Annotated in this window: 19 protein-coding genes; 16 read left to right on the top strand and 3 right to left on the bottom strand. The window is 36.3% G+C overall.

Annotation, left to right across the window (positions count from 1 at the left end; genetic code table 11):
- Nucleotides 1-64 precede the first annotated feature (64 nt).
- The 4 genes from J2S74_RS25215 to J2S74_RS25200 all read left to right on the top strand — a co-directional run bounded on the left by J2S74_RS25215 (nucleotide 65) and on the right by J2S74_RS25200 (nucleotide 3,074).
- Nucleotides 65-841, top strand: coding sequence for a segregation/condensation protein A (locus J2S74_RS25215; protein WP_307331846.1), 777 nt, complete (start codon nucleotides 65-67; stop codon nucleotides 839-841).
- Nucleotides 822-1,466, top strand: coding sequence for an SMC-Scp complex subunit ScpB (scpB, locus tag J2S74_RS25210; protein WP_307331844.1), 645 nt, complete (start codon nucleotides 822-824; stop codon nucleotides 1,464-1,466). The genes J2S74_RS25215 and scpB overlap by 20 nt, the downstream gene beginning before the upstream one ends.
- Nucleotides 1,456-1,950: a DUF3907 family protein gene (locus J2S74_RS25205; RefSeq protein WP_307331841.1), complete on the top strand. Its 495-nt coding sequence runs from the start codon at nucleotides 1,456-1,458 to the stop codon at nucleotides 1,948-1,950. Before scpB ends, J2S74_RS25205 begins: the two co-directional genes overlap by 11 nt.
- 260 nt (nucleotides 1,951-2,210) lie before the next feature.
- On the top strand, nucleotides 2,211-3,074 hold the full coding sequence (locus J2S74_RS25200; protein ID WP_307331838.1) for a superoxide dismutase: 864 nt from the start codon (nucleotides 2,211-2,213) through the stop codon (nucleotides 3,072-3,074).
- 108 nt (nucleotides 3,075-3,182) lie between these two features.
- Here the strand turns inward: J2S74_RS25200 and J2S74_RS25195 are convergent, their stop codons facing one another.
- Together J2S74_RS25195 and J2S74_RS25190 are read right to left on the bottom strand one after the other, a co-directional pair.
- Nucleotides 3,183-3,890: a DUF421 domain-containing protein gene (locus tag J2S74_RS25195; RefSeq protein ID WP_307331836.1), complete on the bottom strand. Its 708-nt coding sequence runs from the start codon at nucleotides 3,888-3,890 to the stop codon at nucleotides 3,183-3,185.
- A gap of 36 nt (nucleotides 3,891-3,926) precedes the next feature.
- On the bottom strand, nucleotides 3,927-4,427 hold the full coding sequence (locus tag J2S74_RS25190) for a hypothetical protein (RefSeq protein WP_307331834.1): 501 nt from the start codon (nucleotides 4,425-4,427) through the stop codon (nucleotides 3,927-3,929).
- 232 nt (nucleotides 4,428-4,659) lie between these two features.
- Between J2S74_RS25190 and J2S74_RS25185 the strand changes: the two genes are divergently transcribed.
- The 11 genes from J2S74_RS25185 to J2S74_RS25135 all read left to right on the top strand — a co-directional run bounded on the left by J2S74_RS25185 (nucleotide 4,660) and on the right by J2S74_RS25135 (nucleotide 14,951).
- Nucleotides 4,660-5,100: a YhcN/YlaJ family sporulation lipoprotein gene (locus tag J2S74_RS25185; RefSeq protein ID WP_307331832.1), complete on the top strand. Its 441-nt coding sequence runs from the start codon at nucleotides 4,660-4,662 to the stop codon at nucleotides 5,098-5,100.
- Nucleotides 5,101-5,134: 34 nt separating this feature from the next.
- A complete protein-coding gene (gene spoVAE / locus J2S74_RS25180; protein WP_307331829.1) occupies nucleotides 5,135-5,485 on the top strand; it encodes a stage V sporulation protein AE in 351 nt (116 codons plus the stop codon).
- Between the two features lie 156 nt (nucleotides 5,486-5,641).
- Nucleotides 5,642-6,790: a D-alanyl-D-alanine carboxypeptidase family protein gene (locus J2S74_RS25175; RefSeq protein ID WP_307331826.1), complete on the top strand. Its 1,149-nt coding sequence runs from the start codon at nucleotides 5,642-5,644 to the stop codon at nucleotides 6,788-6,790.
- Nucleotides 6,783-7,373 (top strand): nucleoside recognition domain-containing protein, encoded by a 591-nt coding sequence (locus J2S74_RS25170; protein WP_307331823.1) that lies wholly within the window; start codon nucleotides 6,783-6,785, stop codon nucleotides 7,371-7,373. Before J2S74_RS25175 ends, J2S74_RS25170 begins: the two co-directional genes overlap by 8 nt.
- A 6-nt stretch (nucleotides 7,374-7,379) precedes the next feature.
- The gene (locus tag J2S74_RS25165; protein ID WP_307331820.1) at nucleotides 7,380-7,910 is read left to right on the top strand and encodes a spore maturation protein; all 531 of its coding nucleotides are present in this window, start codon (nucleotides 7,380-7,382) and stop codon (nucleotides 7,908-7,910) included.
- Nucleotides 7,911-8,081: 171 nt separating this feature from the next.
- Nucleotides 8,082-8,801, top strand: a complete 720-nt coding sequence (locus tag J2S74_RS25160; RefSeq protein WP_307331816.1) for a pseudouridine synthase — start codon at nucleotides 8,082-8,084, stop codon at nucleotides 8,799-8,801.
- Nucleotides 8,802-8,892: 91 nt separating this feature from the next.
- Nucleotides 8,893-9,420: a thiol-disulfide oxidoreductase ResA gene (resA, locus tag J2S74_RS25155; RefSeq protein WP_307331813.1), complete on the top strand. Its 528-nt coding sequence runs from the start codon at nucleotides 8,893-8,895 to the stop codon at nucleotides 9,418-9,420.
- 12 nt (nucleotides 9,421-9,432) lie between these two features.
- Complete coding sequence (gene resB / locus J2S74_RS25150; protein WP_307331810.1) at nucleotides 9,433-11,127, top strand: cytochrome c biogenesis protein ResB; 1,695 nt, start codon at nucleotides 9,433-9,435, stop codon at nucleotides 11,125-11,127.
- Complete coding sequence (ccsB, locus tag J2S74_RS25145) at nucleotides 11,108-12,295, top strand: c-type cytochrome biogenesis protein CcsB (protein WP_307331808.1); 1,188 nt, start codon at nucleotides 11,108-11,110, stop codon at nucleotides 12,293-12,295. Before resB ends, ccsB begins: the two co-directional genes overlap by 20 nt.
- Before the next feature lie 155 nt (nucleotides 12,296-12,450).
- Complete coding sequence (locus tag J2S74_RS25140) at nucleotides 12,451-13,167, top strand: response regulator transcription factor (protein WP_307331805.1); 717 nt, start codon at nucleotides 12,451-12,453, stop codon at nucleotides 13,165-13,167.
- Nucleotides 13,167-14,951, top strand: a complete 1,785-nt coding sequence (locus tag J2S74_RS25135; RefSeq protein ID WP_307331802.1) for an ATP-binding protein — start codon at nucleotides 13,167-13,169, stop codon at nucleotides 14,949-14,951. The genes J2S74_RS25140 and J2S74_RS25135 overlap by 1 nt, the downstream gene beginning before the upstream one ends.
- Nucleotides 14,952-15,097: 146 nt before the next feature.
- Here the strand turns inward: J2S74_RS25135 and J2S74_RS25130 are convergent, their stop codons facing one another.
- Nucleotides 15,098-15,613: a MogA/MoaB family molybdenum cofactor biosynthesis protein gene (locus J2S74_RS25130; RefSeq protein WP_307331799.1), complete on the bottom strand. Its 516-nt coding sequence runs from the start codon at nucleotides 15,611-15,613 to the stop codon at nucleotides 15,098-15,100.
- Nucleotides 15,614-15,759: 146 nt separating this feature from the next.
- Here J2S74_RS25130 and J2S74_RS25125 point away from each other — a divergent pair, with 146 nt between their 5' ends.
- The gene (locus tag J2S74_RS25125; RefSeq protein WP_307331797.1) at nucleotides 15,760-16,326 is read left to right on the top strand and encodes a cob(I)yrinic acid a,c-diamide adenosyltransferase; all 567 of its coding nucleotides are present in this window, start codon (nucleotides 15,760-15,762) and stop codon (nucleotides 16,324-16,326) included.
- Nucleotides 16,327-16,555 lie beyond the last annotated feature (229 nt).

Here is a 16,555-nt window from a genome sequence, read left to right as displayed (position 1 = left end):
ATCTGCCGTAAAAAGTGCTTGTATATGATATAATTTTGTTAGTAAGATAGAAAATGGTGAGACGATGCAGTATAGTGTAAAACTTCAAACATTCGAAGGTCCTTTAGATTTATTATTACACTTAATTCAAAAAAATGATTTAGACTTATATGATATTCCTGTAAAAGAAATTACGGAACAGTATATGGTCTATATTCATACGATGCAATTTCTTCAATTAGACATAGCCAGTGAATACTTAGTTATGGCGGCTACGTTACTACATATGAAGAGTCAGATGCTATTACCTGCTCAGGAAGAAGAACTTGGGGAGGATGAATTTGAATATGATGAAACCGATGATCCAAGAGAAGAGCTTATGTACCGTCTAATAGAGTACAAAAAGTTTAAAGAAGCTGCAGGAGAATTAAAGGAACGGGAAAGGGTAAGGAGTGATTTATTCTCTAAGCCTATGTCAGACTTAACACCGTTTTTAAAGGATTCTACTGATTCAGAAAATGGACCAAATATAAATGTATCTATTTATGATATGCTGCAGGCTTTTCAAAGGATGATGAAGCGGAAAAAGAAAACAGAACCAGTGTATTCAAAAATACAGCGTGAGGAAATCCCTATTGATGAAAAGATGGCTCAAATAATGACAGAGTTAAGCCGTCATCACGGTAAAAGGAGGTTTTCTGAACTTTTTGAAAGGGAAGAAAAGCATCATATTGTTATCGCTTTTTTGGCATTATTAGAACTAATGAAAGCAAACGTAATCGTATGTAATCAAGAAGATAATTTCGATGACATCATGATTTATCAAAAGGGGGAACATACATTTGAAAAGTCATCAGATTAAAGCTGTCATCGAGGGTCTCCTTTTTGTTTCTGGTGAAGAGGGGATCGATGAGAAGCAAATTATGGAAGTACTTCAACTGGACAGAAAGACAGTCAAATTTTATATGGCTGAACTGATGGAAGTCTATTCCTCTGACTCAAGGGGAATTCAAATAGTTGAAATCGCTGGTGGCTACCAGTTTACAACAAAACAAGAGCATGCCCCTTATTTTAAAAGACTAGTTCAATCGCCATCGTCCACTACCCTGTCCCAAGCAGCTCTTGAAACATTAGCTATTATCGCCTATAAACAGCCAATATCCCGTTTAGAAATAGAAGATATTAGAGGGGTTAAATCTGAAAGGCCCATTCGAACCCTTACCGCTAAATCATTGATTAAAGAGGTTGGACGAGTAGATGGTACAGGTCGAGCAATACTATATGGAACAACGAAGGATTTTCTAGAGCAATTTGGATTAAGATCCACAAAAGAATTACCTCCTCTTCCCGACTCAGTACCAAAAGAGGAAGTGGAGGAAGAAGTGGATTTATTTTTCTCTAAATTCCAAGAACAAATAGCTTCATCTATGGAAGAAGCACAGCCTATTGAAATTACAGAAAGGAAGGAATTTAATAATGGGGAATGATTTAGTTCAACAACAATTAGCCTTTACACTGGAGAAATTAGAAAAGGTGTCCGAACAATTAAGGACGTTCTTAAATTCAACAACGTTAGAGTCCTTGAAAAAAGGTGGAGAAGATAATTCTGAAGAGGATTATAGGGACATATTAGATCAATTTCGAAGAATCTTAGTATACTTTGATGAAGGACGAGAATCTGGCTATTTAATTTTACGTAGTGAAACCTTTCGTAAGGGTGCTGCTGAAAAGACTTTATATTGGATATTCCACCAATGTGTAGAAGAATTCTTCCAACCAAGATTAGATGTTTGGTATGAGGATAGCAGGGCAGCTTATACAGGAAAAAATGCGATTCGTTTCCGAGTAACAGTCCCTGAACAGTTAAAGGAATTAGTTAAAGCAATTGAAGGTCCATTACAAGAAGTACGAGAAGAACTGGAATATTACGAAACGGATTACCGAACTAAAATGCGTCAAAAAGGTGAGTAATTTCGTAAAAATTTTAAATTATAATAATGTAATGATATGTAAGGCAGCATCCAAATGAGTAAAAAAGGGTGCTGCCTTTTTTATTGGACATGAACATGCGAATATGCGAATGCACAACCTGATTCGTATTTTCAGATAGACCAATTCAAGAGATTACAATGGAATAGGAACTAAGACATCTTTTTTTATATCTTTTTTATCAATCATTTCTATTCTAGGCATAGGATAGTAAGTGAATGAATAAAAGGGAGGGGAAAGGTTTGTCTTTAGAAAATGAATATTCTAAGGAGTTAATTGTTTGGCTAGAGCGTTTTTCTAGGGAGGTAGGGGGAAATGATGCTCACGAAGAGTTGATCAGTAAAGCAAACACCTTGTTAGACCGATTATATGAACGTGATAAAAAGGATATGACGAAATTAGTTCAGCTCCAAAGGGAAGCAGAAGATTTATATTTAGCTTATGAACATTCAAACCGTACCGAAGAGGAAGTACAAAGAACAAAAAGAATACCTGTTGGAAAACATAAATTGCCGAAACTTCCTTATGAATATCATCAGTTAGAACCTTATATTAACAGGAGGATTATGGAGTTACACCATAAGAAGCACCATCAATCATACGTTGATGGATTGAACAAAGCGGAGAAAAAATTACAGGAGCAGAGAAAAACTAAATTTGAAGAAATAAAGCATTGGCAAAGGGAGCTTGCCTTTAACGGTGCTGGCCATTATTTACATTCATTATTCTGGGAGGTTATGTCTCCAAAAGGCGGCGGCAAACCAAAAGGACAGTTAGCTAAACAAATAGATCAAGATTTTGGCGGATTTCAGTCATTTAAAAACCACTTTACAGAAGCGGCTAAAAATGTAGAAGGAGGGGGCTGGGCTATATTAGTATGGGCACCTCAAGCAGGAAGATTAGAAATATTAACTGCAGAAAAGCATCAAAACTTATCACAGTGGGATGTCATTCCTCTGTTACCACTTGATGTTTGGGAACATGCTTATTATTTACAATATGAAAATGAGCGTGAGAGGTACATCAATAACTGGTGGAATGTAGTTAACTGGTCATTTGTAGAAAAGCGTTTTTTAGAGATAAGTAAAAACAATTGGTTAGTATAAGAATTTTATTAAAGGAGCTTTTCGAATAAATTGTTTGTTATTTTGAAGATCTTGGAGAAAGCCTGAATTAAAAAGCTACGGACATAAGTTCGTAGTTTTTTAATGCATTTATAACTCTATTTTTTTTACAAATGGATGATGATTAATCTGTATGTATAAAGGTTGATTTTCAATCCATTCTCCAAATATAATATGGCTTACATTAAGACCGTGTTTTTGAAGTACCTCAATATAATACTGTTTTGAATACTTTGTTTGCCTTACATTTTCATCGATCCATTCTCCATCACTAATAACAGCTATTGGCAGCGATGTAGAAGGTCCTTTTATTTGAATATCATTTTTTGTTGCTTCCTGATAGGGAAATTTTTTTAAAACATTTACCTTCCCATTTGATTCCAGAATAGCATATTCCACTTCTTGCATGGAAAATACTCCTTTGTCTCTAAGAAGATGTTGAAGTTGATTTAAATCTAAACGGTTTTTCTTTAATTGTTTTCTATCAATTATACCTCTGTGAACTACAATAGAGGGCACACCTTCAATTAGTCCCCTTGTTTTTTTCCATTTTAGTGTTATCCACTCGACTAAATAGGTTAACGAACCCCATAGAAAAATAGCATATAGTACGTAATTAACACCAATTTCGATATTATACATGGCATTCCCCACAAGTTCCCCTATGATTAAAGCAGAAATAAAATCGAATGGGGTTAATTGGGTTATCTGGGTTTTGCCAGTAATTTTTGTAAGTAAAAGCAAGGCAATGAAGCCTACCACAAGTTCAATCGTTAATGCAGTAAAGTTAGTGTTCATTGTCTTTACCTCACCCATTTGTAATATTTTTTGTTCTTAAGAATTTTTTTCTGTTTCGTCCATAATTTTTTCAATCCATTGATTCATTTGATATGTCAATTGCTTGGATGAAGCGACTAATTGGCTGACCTGTTGTTGAGGAAAAGTAGATTTGATATTTTGGGATGAAGTTAACCAATATTTATTTAAGTATTCATTATAGGATTGCCAAAATTCAACAATTATTTCTAATTGTTCAGTTGTATAAATTTCCTCTAATGTTTTATAAGGAATAGATAAGGACCTAGGCGCGATTTGAATTTCTTTCATATGAATATCTACTATCTGTTTTTGAATAGCATTTCGTACCATCATACATTGTAATTCTACTGTACGTCTCACTTCATTTTTCCAATACTGACGATCCAATTTGGAGCTCCGATTATTACTTTTATTATTATGTTTCAATATGTTGTTTCTCACATTTAGGACAAATAAAATTATTATAAATTGGAACAATAATATTACCCCTATACCTCCTAGTATTATAACTTCCAATGTGAATCCTCCTTTCCTGTTTATGATAACAAATATATATTTCAAGTATAATCGTTTTTTTTAAAACTTCCAGTAAAAGGAAGTTGCGCTTTGCTGCATAAGAAAAAATGGGAAAACACATGATAATATCACGATAAATTTTTTATGAAGATTTAATTGTCAAAACTCAACACATTACATATAATTTTGCTTCATCTTAGAAAATTACTCAAGGAAGGGGAAGGGCAAACGTATGAAGAAATGGGGTATTACTTTTTGTATGTTCTTCTTATGTGGATTGCTTTTTATCGGATGTGAAACAGCGGAAGGTGAACAGAGAGCCCTATCCACTACTGAAAAAAAACCAACAGTTTCACAGCAGTTAGCAAATGAAATTAAAACGGAAATATCTAAAATGAAAGAAGTGGATAATGTCCGGGCAATTTCCTTGGACAAGGATGTTTATATAACTTTGACGGTAACGGGTTTTGATCGTCTATTTTTACAGGAAATCCGTCAAAATGCACATAAAAGGGCAAAATCCGTTGAAGAGAAAGGAAACATCCATGTCTCCACTGATAAGAAATTAGATCAAGAAATATCTTCTTTGGAAAAGCAAGTAAAAGAAGGAAAAATAACGAAGGAACAACTGTCAGAGAAGTTAAAGAAAATTGAAAAAGATATGAAGGGTTAAAAATTATTCGTTCATAGCAGGGAGGGGGAACCACATGATTTTTGTCACAGCATTTATTGTTGGAGGTATTATTTGTGTAATTGGTCAAATATTAATGGATGTAATGAAATTAACCCCTGCTCATACAATGAGTACGTTAGTTGTTTCTGGGGCAGTGTTACAAGGCTTTGGTCTTTATGAAAGGCTAGTTGATTTTGCGGGCGCAGGAGCAACTGTTCCTATTACAAGCTTTGGTAACTCTTTAGTACAGGGTGCACTAGCTGAGGCAAATAACTATGGTATTATTGGTATTATTACCGGTATTTTTGAAGTAACAAGTGCTGGTATTTCAGCTGCGATTATATTCAGTTTTATGGCCGCGCTCATCTTTAAACCAAAAGGATGAAATTTAATAAAAGAAGTAAAAAGGGCCCATGGAGAATCGGAAGTCAGATTTTCTTTGGGTCTCTTTGTGTTTTTAAGTCACTCTTCTTCCTTAGGTTGGACATATATTAGTAACCTCTGCATAGACTTGTACAAAAAGAAATTGCGGAGGAAAATTATGAGAAAAAAAGTATTTATTATTTTTGTAACTGTAATCTTTTTTTATTCAAACATAAATATTGGCGATGCCGCTACATATCCAGGGGGGGTTTCTGCACGAGGAGCTATACTAATGGAACAGGAGAGCGGGCGGATTCTTTTTGAAAAAGATGCACACACCCCAATGAGAATTGCAAGTATTACAAAAATAATGACAGCCATATTGGCTATTGAATCAGGAAAAATGGACGAATGGGTTACCATTTCTACAAATGCAGAGGGAACTGAAGGGTCGTCAATATATTTGGTTGGAGGGGAAAAAATTAAACTCCGTGATTTAGTATACGGTTTGATGCTCCGTTCCGGTAATGATGCAGCAGTTGCCATAGCAGAGCATGTTGCAGGGAGCTTAGAAGGATTTGTTTTCATGATGAATGAAAAAAGAAATGAATTAGGTATGAATAATACGGCTTTTGCTAATCCCCACGGATTAGATGATCATGAGGAACATTATTCAACAGCATATGATATGGCATTACTAACAAGGTATGCAATGAAAAATGAGGAATATAGGGAAATTGCAGGTACATCATCCTATCGGTCCATTAATAAAGATGAACACCCACGTGTTTTTAATAATAAAAATCGATTACTTACTCAGCTATATAGTAAATCTACTGGTGGAAAGACAGGCTATACGAAACGTGCGAAAAGAACATTGGTCTCAACAGCAGAGGATAATGGTGTTGATTTGATAGCTGTGACAATAAATGCCCCGAGTGATTGGAATGACCATATGAGTTTATTCGAATGGGGATTCAATACCTTTGAGGTAGTTTCAATCATTGAGAAAGGAAAAGTCAACGGAATACCAGATGAATATTATAAGGGTAAAATTACTGCAGAGTACTCCTTTGAATACCCATTGACAAAAGAGGAGATGGATGCGGTAAAAAGCAGGTTAGTTTTATACCGTCCTCCTGCAGATAATCGGTGGGAAGAGGAAGGTCATCCGTATCCAATTGGTACCATCCAAATTGAGTTAGGGGAAGAGGTTATTGGTACTGTCCCATTGAGGTATATAGAAACAATAGTGGAAAAGAAACCCTTTTGGAAAAAGTGGTTGGAGCAGTTGTTTATGGCTACAGGAGTGAGAACTGGTGGTTAATATTATATGGGTTACCCTATTTGTGATCGGACTGGTTTTTGCTGGTATTAACGGGACAATGGATAAAGTGAATGAAGCCATATTTCAAGGGGCAAAGGAAGCCGTTGCTATATGTATTGGATTAATAAGTGTCCTTACTTTCTGGCTGGGCCTAATGAAGATTGCGGAGAAGGCCGGTCTTTTAAAGGGTTTAAGTAGATTACTACAACCCATAGCTCGAAGACTTTTTCCGGACATTCCAAAGGACCATCCTGCAATGGGCTATATCCTTTCAAATATGAGTGCAAACATGTTTGGGTTAGGAAATGCTGCTACTCCAATGGGCATAAAGGCAATGGAAGAGTTAAAACGATTAAATGGGGGAAAAGACGAAGCAAGCCGTTCCATGATTACATTATTAGCAATTAATACAGCAAGCATTACACTAATACCAACGACAGTCATCTCCATTAGAATTCAATATGGATCCGTGTCTCCCACAGAAATAGTCGGAACAACCATTTTAGCTACCGCCTGTTCTACAATGGGTGCCATATTAGTGGATCGATTTTTCTATTATAGAAGAATGAGAAAAAGGATGTGAAGCACTATGGAGTGGGTAACGACCATTTCTATTTGGATCATCCCTACAATTATCGCATTAGTACTCGTAGCAGGAACGTTAAAAAGAGTACCAACCTATGAAACCTTTGTAGAAGGGGCAAAAGAAGGGGTACAAATGTCCTTTTCAATAATTCCATATTTAGTTGGAATGCTCGTTGCCATTACCGTTTTTAGAGAATCTGGAGCTATGGAATTTTTTATTTCCCTTATGAGACCAATGTTACAGGCAATAGGGATTCCAGCAGACATTGTTCCACTAGCTCTAATTAGACCTCTGTCAGGGACAGGAGCACTAGGAATGACAAGTGACTTGATTGCCACTCATGGCCCCGACTCGTTTATCGGGAGACTAGCCTCAACTATGCAAGGAAGTACTGACACCACCTTTTATGTCCTAACAGTTTATTTCGGGGCAGTTGGGATAAGAAAGATGGGGGATGCCCTAAAAGTAGGATTATTAGCAGATATTATTGGTGTTCTTGCTTCAATAATTATTGTATCATTAATTTTCTTGTAATAATTTAATTTAAGGGTGAGTCTAAAGGTTAAAAATATACCTTTAGACTCACCTTTTTAGTTGTTTTTATTTGTAACGGAATAAAAAAAAAGATAAAATAAACGTTTGAAAAAGTTATTTTTTCGACGAAAATAGTAATTGATATAAAATAATGAGCTCGAGGTGAGGTTCTTGGAACGGTTACAAAAGGTTATTGCACAATCTGGCATTACCTCCCGAAGAAAAGCGGAGCAATTGATTTTAGACGGCAGGGTTTATGTGAATGGGAAACAAATAAAGGAACTAGGAACAAAGGTTGATATGAAACACGACAAAGTAGTGGTTGATGGTGTGCCCCTTGACAAGGAAGAACCAGTGTACTTTTTACTTTATAAGCCGACTGGAGTAATTTCTAGTGTAAGCGACGAACACGGTAGAAAAGTGGTTACAGATTTTATTCCAACGGATAAAAGAATCTTTCCAATTGGAAGATTAGATTCTGATACTTCAGGTCTTATACTATTAACCAATGATGGAGATTTTGCAAATATGCTTATGCACCCGAAGTATAAGGTTTATAAAACTTATATTGCAAAAGTAGAAGGAATACCCTTGAGGGAAACTTTAAAAAAGTTAGAGAAGGGAATACATTTAGAGGATGGGAAAACAGCGCCCGCAAAGGTGAAGGTAACTCGTACGGATAAAAAGAAAAATACATCCATTGTGGAAATCTCCATTCGAGAAGGGAAAAATCGTCAAGTTAGGCGTATGTTTGATGCCATTGGTCATCCTGTAATAAAATTGAAACGAGAGCAATATGGCTTTTTAAACTTGAAGGGATTAAATGCTGGTGAATTTCGGGAGTTAAAACCACATGAGGTAAAGCAATTAAGGGAATTGGCTGTCACATAATGTTCACAATTACCAATGGCCAACACCTATTAACAATGTGGATATAGTGGTAACATAAAATTATCTTTAAAAAGTAAAATGGGGGAGAAGGATGAAACAGAAAAGACTTATTATCCGTTCTGTGATATTAATCGTCATGGTTGCGGCAATTGGATACACCTTTTGGAGCCATTTTTCGACGGAACGGGGATTAGTAGATGAAGGGGACGTTGCCCCAAACTTTGTTTTAAGAGATTTAGAAGATAACCCTATTGAATTAAATGATTTAAAGGGTAAAGGTGTATATATGAATTTTTGGGCTACATATTGTAGTTTCTGTCGACAAAAAATGCAGTATTTACGTGATCATTACGAGGACTATAGAGAAAAAGGTGTAGAAATTGTAGCTGTGAATGTAAATGAGTCTAAAGTTCAAGTAGAAAGACATAAGCAACGATTTGACATTAATTATCGTTTATTTATTGACAGGAATAATCTTGTTACTAATGCTTATGGTGTGGCAACCTTGCCAACAACGTTTTTAATAGATGAAAATGGTATAGTAATGGAACGTCAACTTGGAGCTAAAACAGAGGAGCAAGTATTAGAATCTTTAGATCGCTTAATACCAGGAAGTTAATGGGGGATACAAATGGAAAACGTAAAATGTGAATGTGGCCATGTAAACCCTTTTGGTACTTATTTATGTGAGTCATGTGGAAAACCTTTAATAGAGGACGACGGCCAAGTAGCGGACATGCGTTATGAAGGTGTAGCTAGAAGGTCTCAAACTTATAAAAAATCAATAGTAGATAAAATTTGGAACTTTTTTTCGTCTGTTAAAGTTGGGATTTGGATCATTGTATTATTATTACTCGCATCCTCTTTAGGGACAATTCTCCCTCAAGAAATGTATCTTCCACCGGGAGAAAGGGCAAGTCAATTTTATGAAAATGAATATGGTACCTTTGGGAAGCTTTATTATCAGTTAGGACTTCACGATATGTATACCTCTTGGTGGTATATGGCGTTAATTGCCGCTTTAGGAATTTCACTAGTCATTTGTAGTTTGGACCGTTTTGTTCCACTGTATCGTGCATTAAAAACTCAGCGAATTACAAGACATACCAAATTCCTAGAAAGACAAAAGCTTTTTGCTAAGTCAGGTCAAATAGAGAATATAGAGGAATCTTTCGCTCAAGCGGAAGAAATATTAAAAAAGAAAAAATATAATATACGTAAGGATAATGGAAATATTCTTGCTGAAAAAGGCCGATTCTCTAGGTGGGGCCCATATGTTAACCATATTGGATTAATTATCTTTTTAATTGGATGTATGCTTAGATTTTTCCCGGAAATGTATCTGGACGAGCATATATGGGTTCGTGATGGAGAGGAAGTCGTTATTAAAGGGACAGACGGAGAGTATTTCCTAAGAAATGAAGAATTTAAAGTAGTATTATACGATGAAGATGACGAATTGTATCGTGAATCATTAGAACGGGCAGGCGCACCAGTCGTACAGAAGTTTCAAACCTCAGCAACGTTATTAAGAAGAACGTCAACGAACGCTATTGGATCTGAACCGGAATTAGAAGAAGTGAAGCATCATTACATTCGTGTAAATGACCCACTAACCTTTGGAGAGTTCGCTCTTTACCAAGTGGATTACAAACTCAATGAACTTGCAGAATTTACGTTTACTATAGAAGCCGTAGACGAAGCTAATGAGGAAGATTTATCGGAAATTGAATTTACTGTTAATTTGTATGATCCAGAAATGGTATATGAATTTGAAAATGGATATCGAATAGAGATTATGGAGTATTTCCCTAACTTTGTTATTAATGACAATCGTGAACCTACGACATTAAATCGTATTCCTGATAATCCTCGTATTATATTTGAGGTATTTACACCTGAGATGGACCCTGATGAGGATCAAGGAGAAATTAGCTTAGTAGGTATTCAAATTAATGAAGAGTTAAATGGAGAAAACGATTATCGTATCCGTATGATTGACGTTGAAATGAGAAATGTAACAGCCTTAACCATTCGAAAGGATAGAACAATCCCTATATTATCAATTGGCGGGATAATTTTCATGATCGGTTTAGTACAAGGCTCCTATTGGAATCATCGTAGAATTTGGCTTCAAAACCGAGATGGAGAAATATGGGTAGCAGGACATGCAAATAAAAATTGGCATGCCCTCAAGAATGATTTTCAAGCTATAACCAAGAATACAGCAATCCCAATGCCTATTGACCAAACAGAGGAGAACCTTAACGAACGGTCGAAGGAGATTGAAGGAGTGGAGGATAACAATGGTTCAACTAAGCAGTAATTTTCTGCATGTTTCATTTTTTTTATATTTAGCCGCTACAATTTTATTTTGGGTTTCCATTACAGGAAGGAAGTTTAAAAATAAAGAAGGGATTGAAAAAAATAGGTCTGGACCTATAGGATATATTGTTTCGATCTTAGCGGTAATAACTTCACTAGCTTATTTTGCTATTAGATGGTATGCCATCGGACATGCCCCTGTTAGTAATATGTTTGAGTATACGACATTCCTTGGGATTTGTATGGCATTAGCCTTTGTAATAATCTATCCAATCTATCGGAATAATTACTTAGGACTCTTCACAATGCCAGTAGTGATGTTAATTATTGCTTACGCATCCATGTTTCCAAGGGAGGTACAGCCTTTAATACCTGCCCTTCAGTCAGAATGGCTAACTATTCACGTTATTACAGTGGCAATAGGACAAGGTATTTTGGCAATCGGCTTTGCTGGCGGACTTCTTTATTTAATAAGAGTAATTGATTTTACAAAAGCGTCTAATAAGGTAAAAGGTTTGGAGTTTATCCTATTTACTTTATTAAGTTTTGTGGCGTATATTTTGTTAGTGATTGGCTTTTCCTTTGCTGAATATGAGGCAGTGTTCAATTATGTTGATGAAAGAGGAAATGAAGCTGTCGTGGAATATAATAAGCCGGCACTAATTGGACCAAACGAGGGGCAGCTTATTACTGTAAATCGGTTCGATCCATGGATTTCTGCTCCTGCTATCATCCGTAGTGATGATCTAAATACAGTAATTTGGTCCCTTTTGGGAGGACTACTCCTTTACTTTGTCTTAAGGCTTATTTTTAGAAAACCTATTGGAGGAGCAATCCAACCTTTATTAAAGAACGTAAATCCACAATCTGTCGATGAGCTAAGCTATCGTGCAATCGCTATTGGGTTCCCTATTTTTACTTTAGGGGGATTAATCTTTGCCATGATATGGGCGCAAATTGCCTGGACAAGATTTTGGGGGTGGGATCCTAAAGAAGTCTGGGCATTAATTACCTTCTTATTTTACGCAGCTTATTTACATCTTCGGTTATCGAGGGGATGGCATGGAGAAAAAAGTGCTTGGATGTGTGTAATAGGTTTTGCCCTCATTATGTTTAACTTAATCTTTGTGAATCTTGTCATTGCAGGATTACATTCCTACGCTTTATAAAACAGAGAGTTTTGTCTATATTTAACAAAATTTTTCTAATATGTTTAATTAAACATATTATACATTCTACTATGATGATACAATTAAGGGGTATATCCTAGCCTATTGTATTTAAAATAGTTAATAGGCTATGGTAATGACGAGGGGGAATATTAATGTCACAAGAAGCTAATATTCTTGTAGTTGATGATGAGGAAAGAATTCGCCGTTTATTAAAGATGTATTTAGAACGGGAAGAGTATGCTGTGGATGACGCTGAAAACGGGGAAAAGGCTTTAAAAATGGCATTAGAAGTAGATTATGATTTAATTATTTTAGACCTGATGATGCCTGGTATTGATGGATTAGAAGTATGTGAAGAGATTAGAAAACATAAGGCAACACCGATCATTATGCTTACGGCAAAAGGGGAAGAGGCCAATCGTGTACAAGGCTTCGAGGTTGGTACTGATGATTATATTGTTAAGCCATTTAGTCCTAGAGAGGTAGTTTTACGAGTAAAAGCATTATTACGTCGTTCGTCTTCTACTAAGTTCTTGCAGACAGAAACAACGAGTAAGGATGTATTAGTTTTCCCGCACTTAACAATTGACAACGATGCTCATCGTGTAACAGCTGATGGGAAGCATATAAACCTTACTCCGAAAGAGTATGAGCTATTACTATATTTAGCTCAATCACCTGATAAAGTATTCGCTAGGGAGCAACTCCTTAAGGATGTATGGAACTATGAGTTTTTTGGGGATTTAAGAACAGTTGATACACATATAAAGAGGCTTAGAGAAAAGTTAAATAAGGTGTCTCCTGAAGCTGCTAACATGATTTCAACCGTGTGGGGAGTCGGATATAAATTTGAGGCTGTGAAAGCGTAATGTGGCTTTGGAGAAGTGTTGTTGGTAAGCTTTGGCTTACCATTCTTCTTTTAGTATCTGTTGTATTAATCATATTGACAATTATGCTCTTACAATACTTTGAGCGTTTTCACACGGACCAAGCAGAAAGTCATTTAATGAATCATGCCACATTAATTGCAACGTTGTTGGAGAATGAGGATACTGGAGAGGCAGCCCTGTCTATCAGTCAGACGATCGCTGAGACATATGCAACAAAAGCAGTCATTATTTTAGATGGGGAGCATTATTTATTTGCTCCGGAAGGGGTCGAGGAAAACTTTCCAACTAGTGTATTCTTTGAGGACGAAAGCCTTGCTCAGGTTGTTAATGAGAGGGAAACCATTGTTACACAAGGTGATTTTTCACTTCCATTAGATGATGATGAAACTTCGGGTGCAGTAATGGTAGTTGGAATTCCATTAGATATCTCTGAAAGTGATAATGCTTCCCTATACTTATATCAATCCCTTGAAGTAGTGGAGAGGGCAACAAGTCAAACGAAGAATATTATTTTTCTATCGGCAGGCATAGCTATCGTATTAACCACAATATTTGCTTTCTTCTTAACTACGAGAATCACTTCTCCTTTAAGAAGGATGAGAAGGGCTTCTTTAGAGGTGGCTAAAGGGAATTTTGATATGAAGGTTCCTATTCTAACGAACGATGAAATAGGTTTATTGGCGATTGCCTTTAATAGAATGGCCAGGGCTTTAAATACGAACTTAAATGCCTTGAATCAAGAAAAAGAACAGCTATCAAGGATATTAATATCTATGGCTGATGGTGTAATTACACTAGATCGTGAAGGTTCAGTGATGGTTACGAATCCTCCTGCTAATGAATTTATTGGAGCATGGCTATATGAACAAGGCTATGAGGTGGAAGAATCTGGAGACCTCCCAAAGGAACTGCAAGAGATTTTTAATAAGGTTGTGGAGGAAGAAAAGGAACAAATGGGTGAAGTGGACGTTCAAGGCCGCAGTTGGGTAATATTAATGACGCCTTTATACGACCAACAGTATGTACGAGGTGCCGTTGCAGTACTTCGTGATATGACTGAAGAACGATTACATGATAAGCTTAGAAAGGATTTCATAGCTAATGTTTCTCATGAGCTTCGAACTCCCATTTCCATGCTCCAAGGGTACAGTGAAGCAATTATTGACGGAATAGCTGAAACCGAAGAAGAAAAAACGGAAATGGCTCAAATCATTTATGATGAGTCATTGCGTATGGGAAGACTCGTGAATGAACTATTAGATTTAGCAAGAATGGAAGCAGGACATATTCAATTAGATATTGAGGCCATAAACATATCTGAATTTTGTAAGCGGGTTTTGCGCAAATTCCAAGGTGTAGCTAAAGAACACCGAATTGAGTTAGTAGATGAAATTTATGAGATTGAAAAAACGATTCTTGCAGATGCGGATCGTGTAGAACAAGTATTAACAAATCTCATAGATAATGCTATACGTCACACATCTGAGGATGGAAAAGTCACGTTGCGTGTTGAAAGCTTTCACAACGGTGTGAAAATAGATATTCAAGATACGGGATCTGGAATTCCGGAAGAAGACCTTCCTTTTGTTTTTGAAAGATTTTACAAGGCTGATAAAGCGAGAACTCGTGGTAGATCAGGTACAGGCTTAGGACTTGCAATTGTTAAAAATATTGTAGAAGCCCATAATGGAAAAGTTTCTGCACATAGTAAAATAAATGAAGGTACGACATTTTCCGTCTTTTTACCCTATGACCATGAATGATTTTGACTAAACAAGCAGAAAGATCTTGTTCCACAGGGAACAATAAAGAAAAGGGTATGGGGTTAATCGAAACCATTTCCATATTACTCTAAATAATTGTAAAAAGACAGGCGAACGGTAAAAAAATCGCCTGTTTTTTTATAATGTTACTTATAATCTTTGTAAATTTCTCTCATAAAATGAGTTAGTTCAGGGAGAATTAATTCTCTCATTGCAAGCTTGACAGCACCTGATGATCCGGGAGTAGAAAATACTGCTGTTTTTCCCCGAACACCTGCTGTGGCACGGCTAAGCATAGCTGCAGGTCCTATATCCTTCTCATAGCTCAAATAACGGAACAGTTCGCCAAATCCAGGAAGCTCCTTGTCAAGCATACTGGAAACAGCCTCATATGTTGTATCCCGAAAGGTAATTCCTGTACCACCGTTAATTATTAATGCTTCTATTGTTTGATTGTGATCTGCTTTACGGATTATATTCTGTATTGCGGAGTAATCATCTTTTACAATTTCATGCTCTACTATGGTATGTCCATTTTCCGTAAGCATCTGTTTAATTAATTGACCACTTTTATCCGTTTCCTTTGTTCGTGTATCTGATACTGTTAATATCATACAATTTACAGTTGTAGGTGCTTCTTTTTTATGCTCTTCAATACTCATTCTTCATCTCCCCCTTTTCTTCTCCTATTCTACATTTAAATTTTCTCTTAAACAATATGAGTGTTATGATGGTATCTGCTAGTAAACTTATTAATGTATAATGGAGACAGAGATAGGTCGAATATAGTTAACAAAGGGGGCTTATTATGAAGATTTATACGAGAAATGGTGATAAAGGAGAAACTCAGTTAATTGGGAAAAAAGTTTCAAAAACAGACCTAAGGGTAGAAGCATATGGAACGACAGATGAGTTAAATAGCTTTATAGGATTAGCGGTCGCCAATTTAAACAATTCAATTTATGAGGATTTAAGAAAAGATCTTATGAAGATTCAGCATGAGCTTTTTGACTTGGGGGGAGATCTTGCTAATGTAAAAGAAAAAAAGGAATGGGCAACAAAGGAAGAATATGTAACATACTTAGAGAAGAGAATTGATACATATTGGGAGGAAGCCCCACCCTTGCAATCCTTTATTCTACCAGGAGGTGAGCAAGGAGGTGCTTATTTACATGTTTGTCGTACAATCGCAAGAAGGGCAGAAAGGCAAGTCCTGCACATAAACGATACTAACGAACTGCCACCTTTTGCAATTAAATATTTAAATCGCCTATCTGATTTCTTTTTTGCAGCGGCACGTGCAGTAAATGCTCGGTCAAAGAAAGAAGATGTCCAATATAAGAAGGGATCTAATCACCTTTCGCAAGATAATTAATTAAAAATAAAGTGTGTCGTTTGTCTAAAAGGTAGACTTTCGGCACACTTCTATTTTTTATCGCTGTTTTCTAATAGATTGTTCCGGCGCAGCTTTTGTTTGCTACTGGGATATTATTTGTCGCAGAAAACATGTTGTTTTCAGAAGAATATAGTTAGCTTGGATACACTACAGGCGGATCAATTACGCCTAAAGGCAGCCTACGTCCTGCGTCAGCGATTACTCGACG

Origin of the sequence: Evansella vedderi, assembly GCF_030813435.1 — a bacterium.
GTDB lineage: Bacteria > Bacillota > Bacilli > Bacillales > Salisediminibacteriaceae > Evansella > Evansella vedderi.
The sequence above is the reverse complement of the archived record's forward strand: the minus strand, read 5'-3'. Positions and strand labels throughout refer to the sequence as shown.

Coding starts and splice junctions, on each gene's coding strand:
- J2S74_RS25215 (WP_307331846.1), top strand. CDS start 65: ATGCAGTATAGTGTAAAACTTCAAACATTCGAAGGTCCTTTAGATTTA.
- J2S74_RS25205 (WP_307331841.1), top strand. CDS start 1,456: ATGGGGAATGATTTAGTTCAACAACAATTAGCCTTTACACTGGAGAAA.
- J2S74_RS25195 (WP_307331836.1), bottom strand. CDS start 3,890: ATGAACACTAACTTTACTGCATTAACGATTGAACTTGTGGTAGGCTTC.
- J2S74_RS25185 (WP_307331832.1), top strand. CDS start 4,660: ATGAAGAAATGGGGTATTACTTTTTGTATGTTCTTCTTATGTGGATTG.
- spoVAE (WP_307331829.1), top strand. CDS start 5,135: ATGATTTTTGTCACAGCATTTATTGTTGGAGGTATTATTTGTGTAATT.
- J2S74_RS25175 (WP_307331826.1), top strand. CDS start 5,642: ATGAGAAAAAAAGTATTTATTATTTTTGTAACTGTAATCTTTTTTTAT.
- J2S74_RS25165 (WP_307331820.1), top strand. CDS start 7,380: ATGGAGTGGGTAACGACCATTTCTATTTGGATCATCCCTACAATTATC.
- resA (WP_307331813.1), top strand. CDS start 8,893: ATGAAACAGAAAAGACTTATTATCCGTTCTGTGATATTAATCGTCATG.
- resB (WP_307331810.1), top strand. CDS start 9,433: ATGGAAAACGTAAAATGTGAATGTGGCCATGTAAACCCTTTTGGTACT.
- ccsB (WP_307331808.1), top strand. CDS start 11,108: ATGGTTCAACTAAGCAGTAATTTTCTGCATGTTTCATTTTTTTTATAT.
- J2S74_RS25140 (WP_307331805.1), top strand. CDS start 12,451: ATGTCACAAGAAGCTAATATTCTTGTAGTTGATGATGAGGAAAGAATT.
- J2S74_RS25135 (WP_307331802.1), top strand. CDS start 13,167: ATGTGGCTTTGGAGAAGTGTTGTTGGTAAGCTTTGGCTTACCATTCTT.
- J2S74_RS25130 (WP_307331799.1), bottom strand. CDS start 15,613: ATGAGTATTGAAGAGCATAAAAAAGAAGCACCTACAACTGTAAATTGT.
- J2S74_RS25125 (WP_307331797.1), top strand. CDS start 15,760: ATGAAGATTTATACGAGAAATGGTGATAAAGGAGAAACTCAGTTAATT.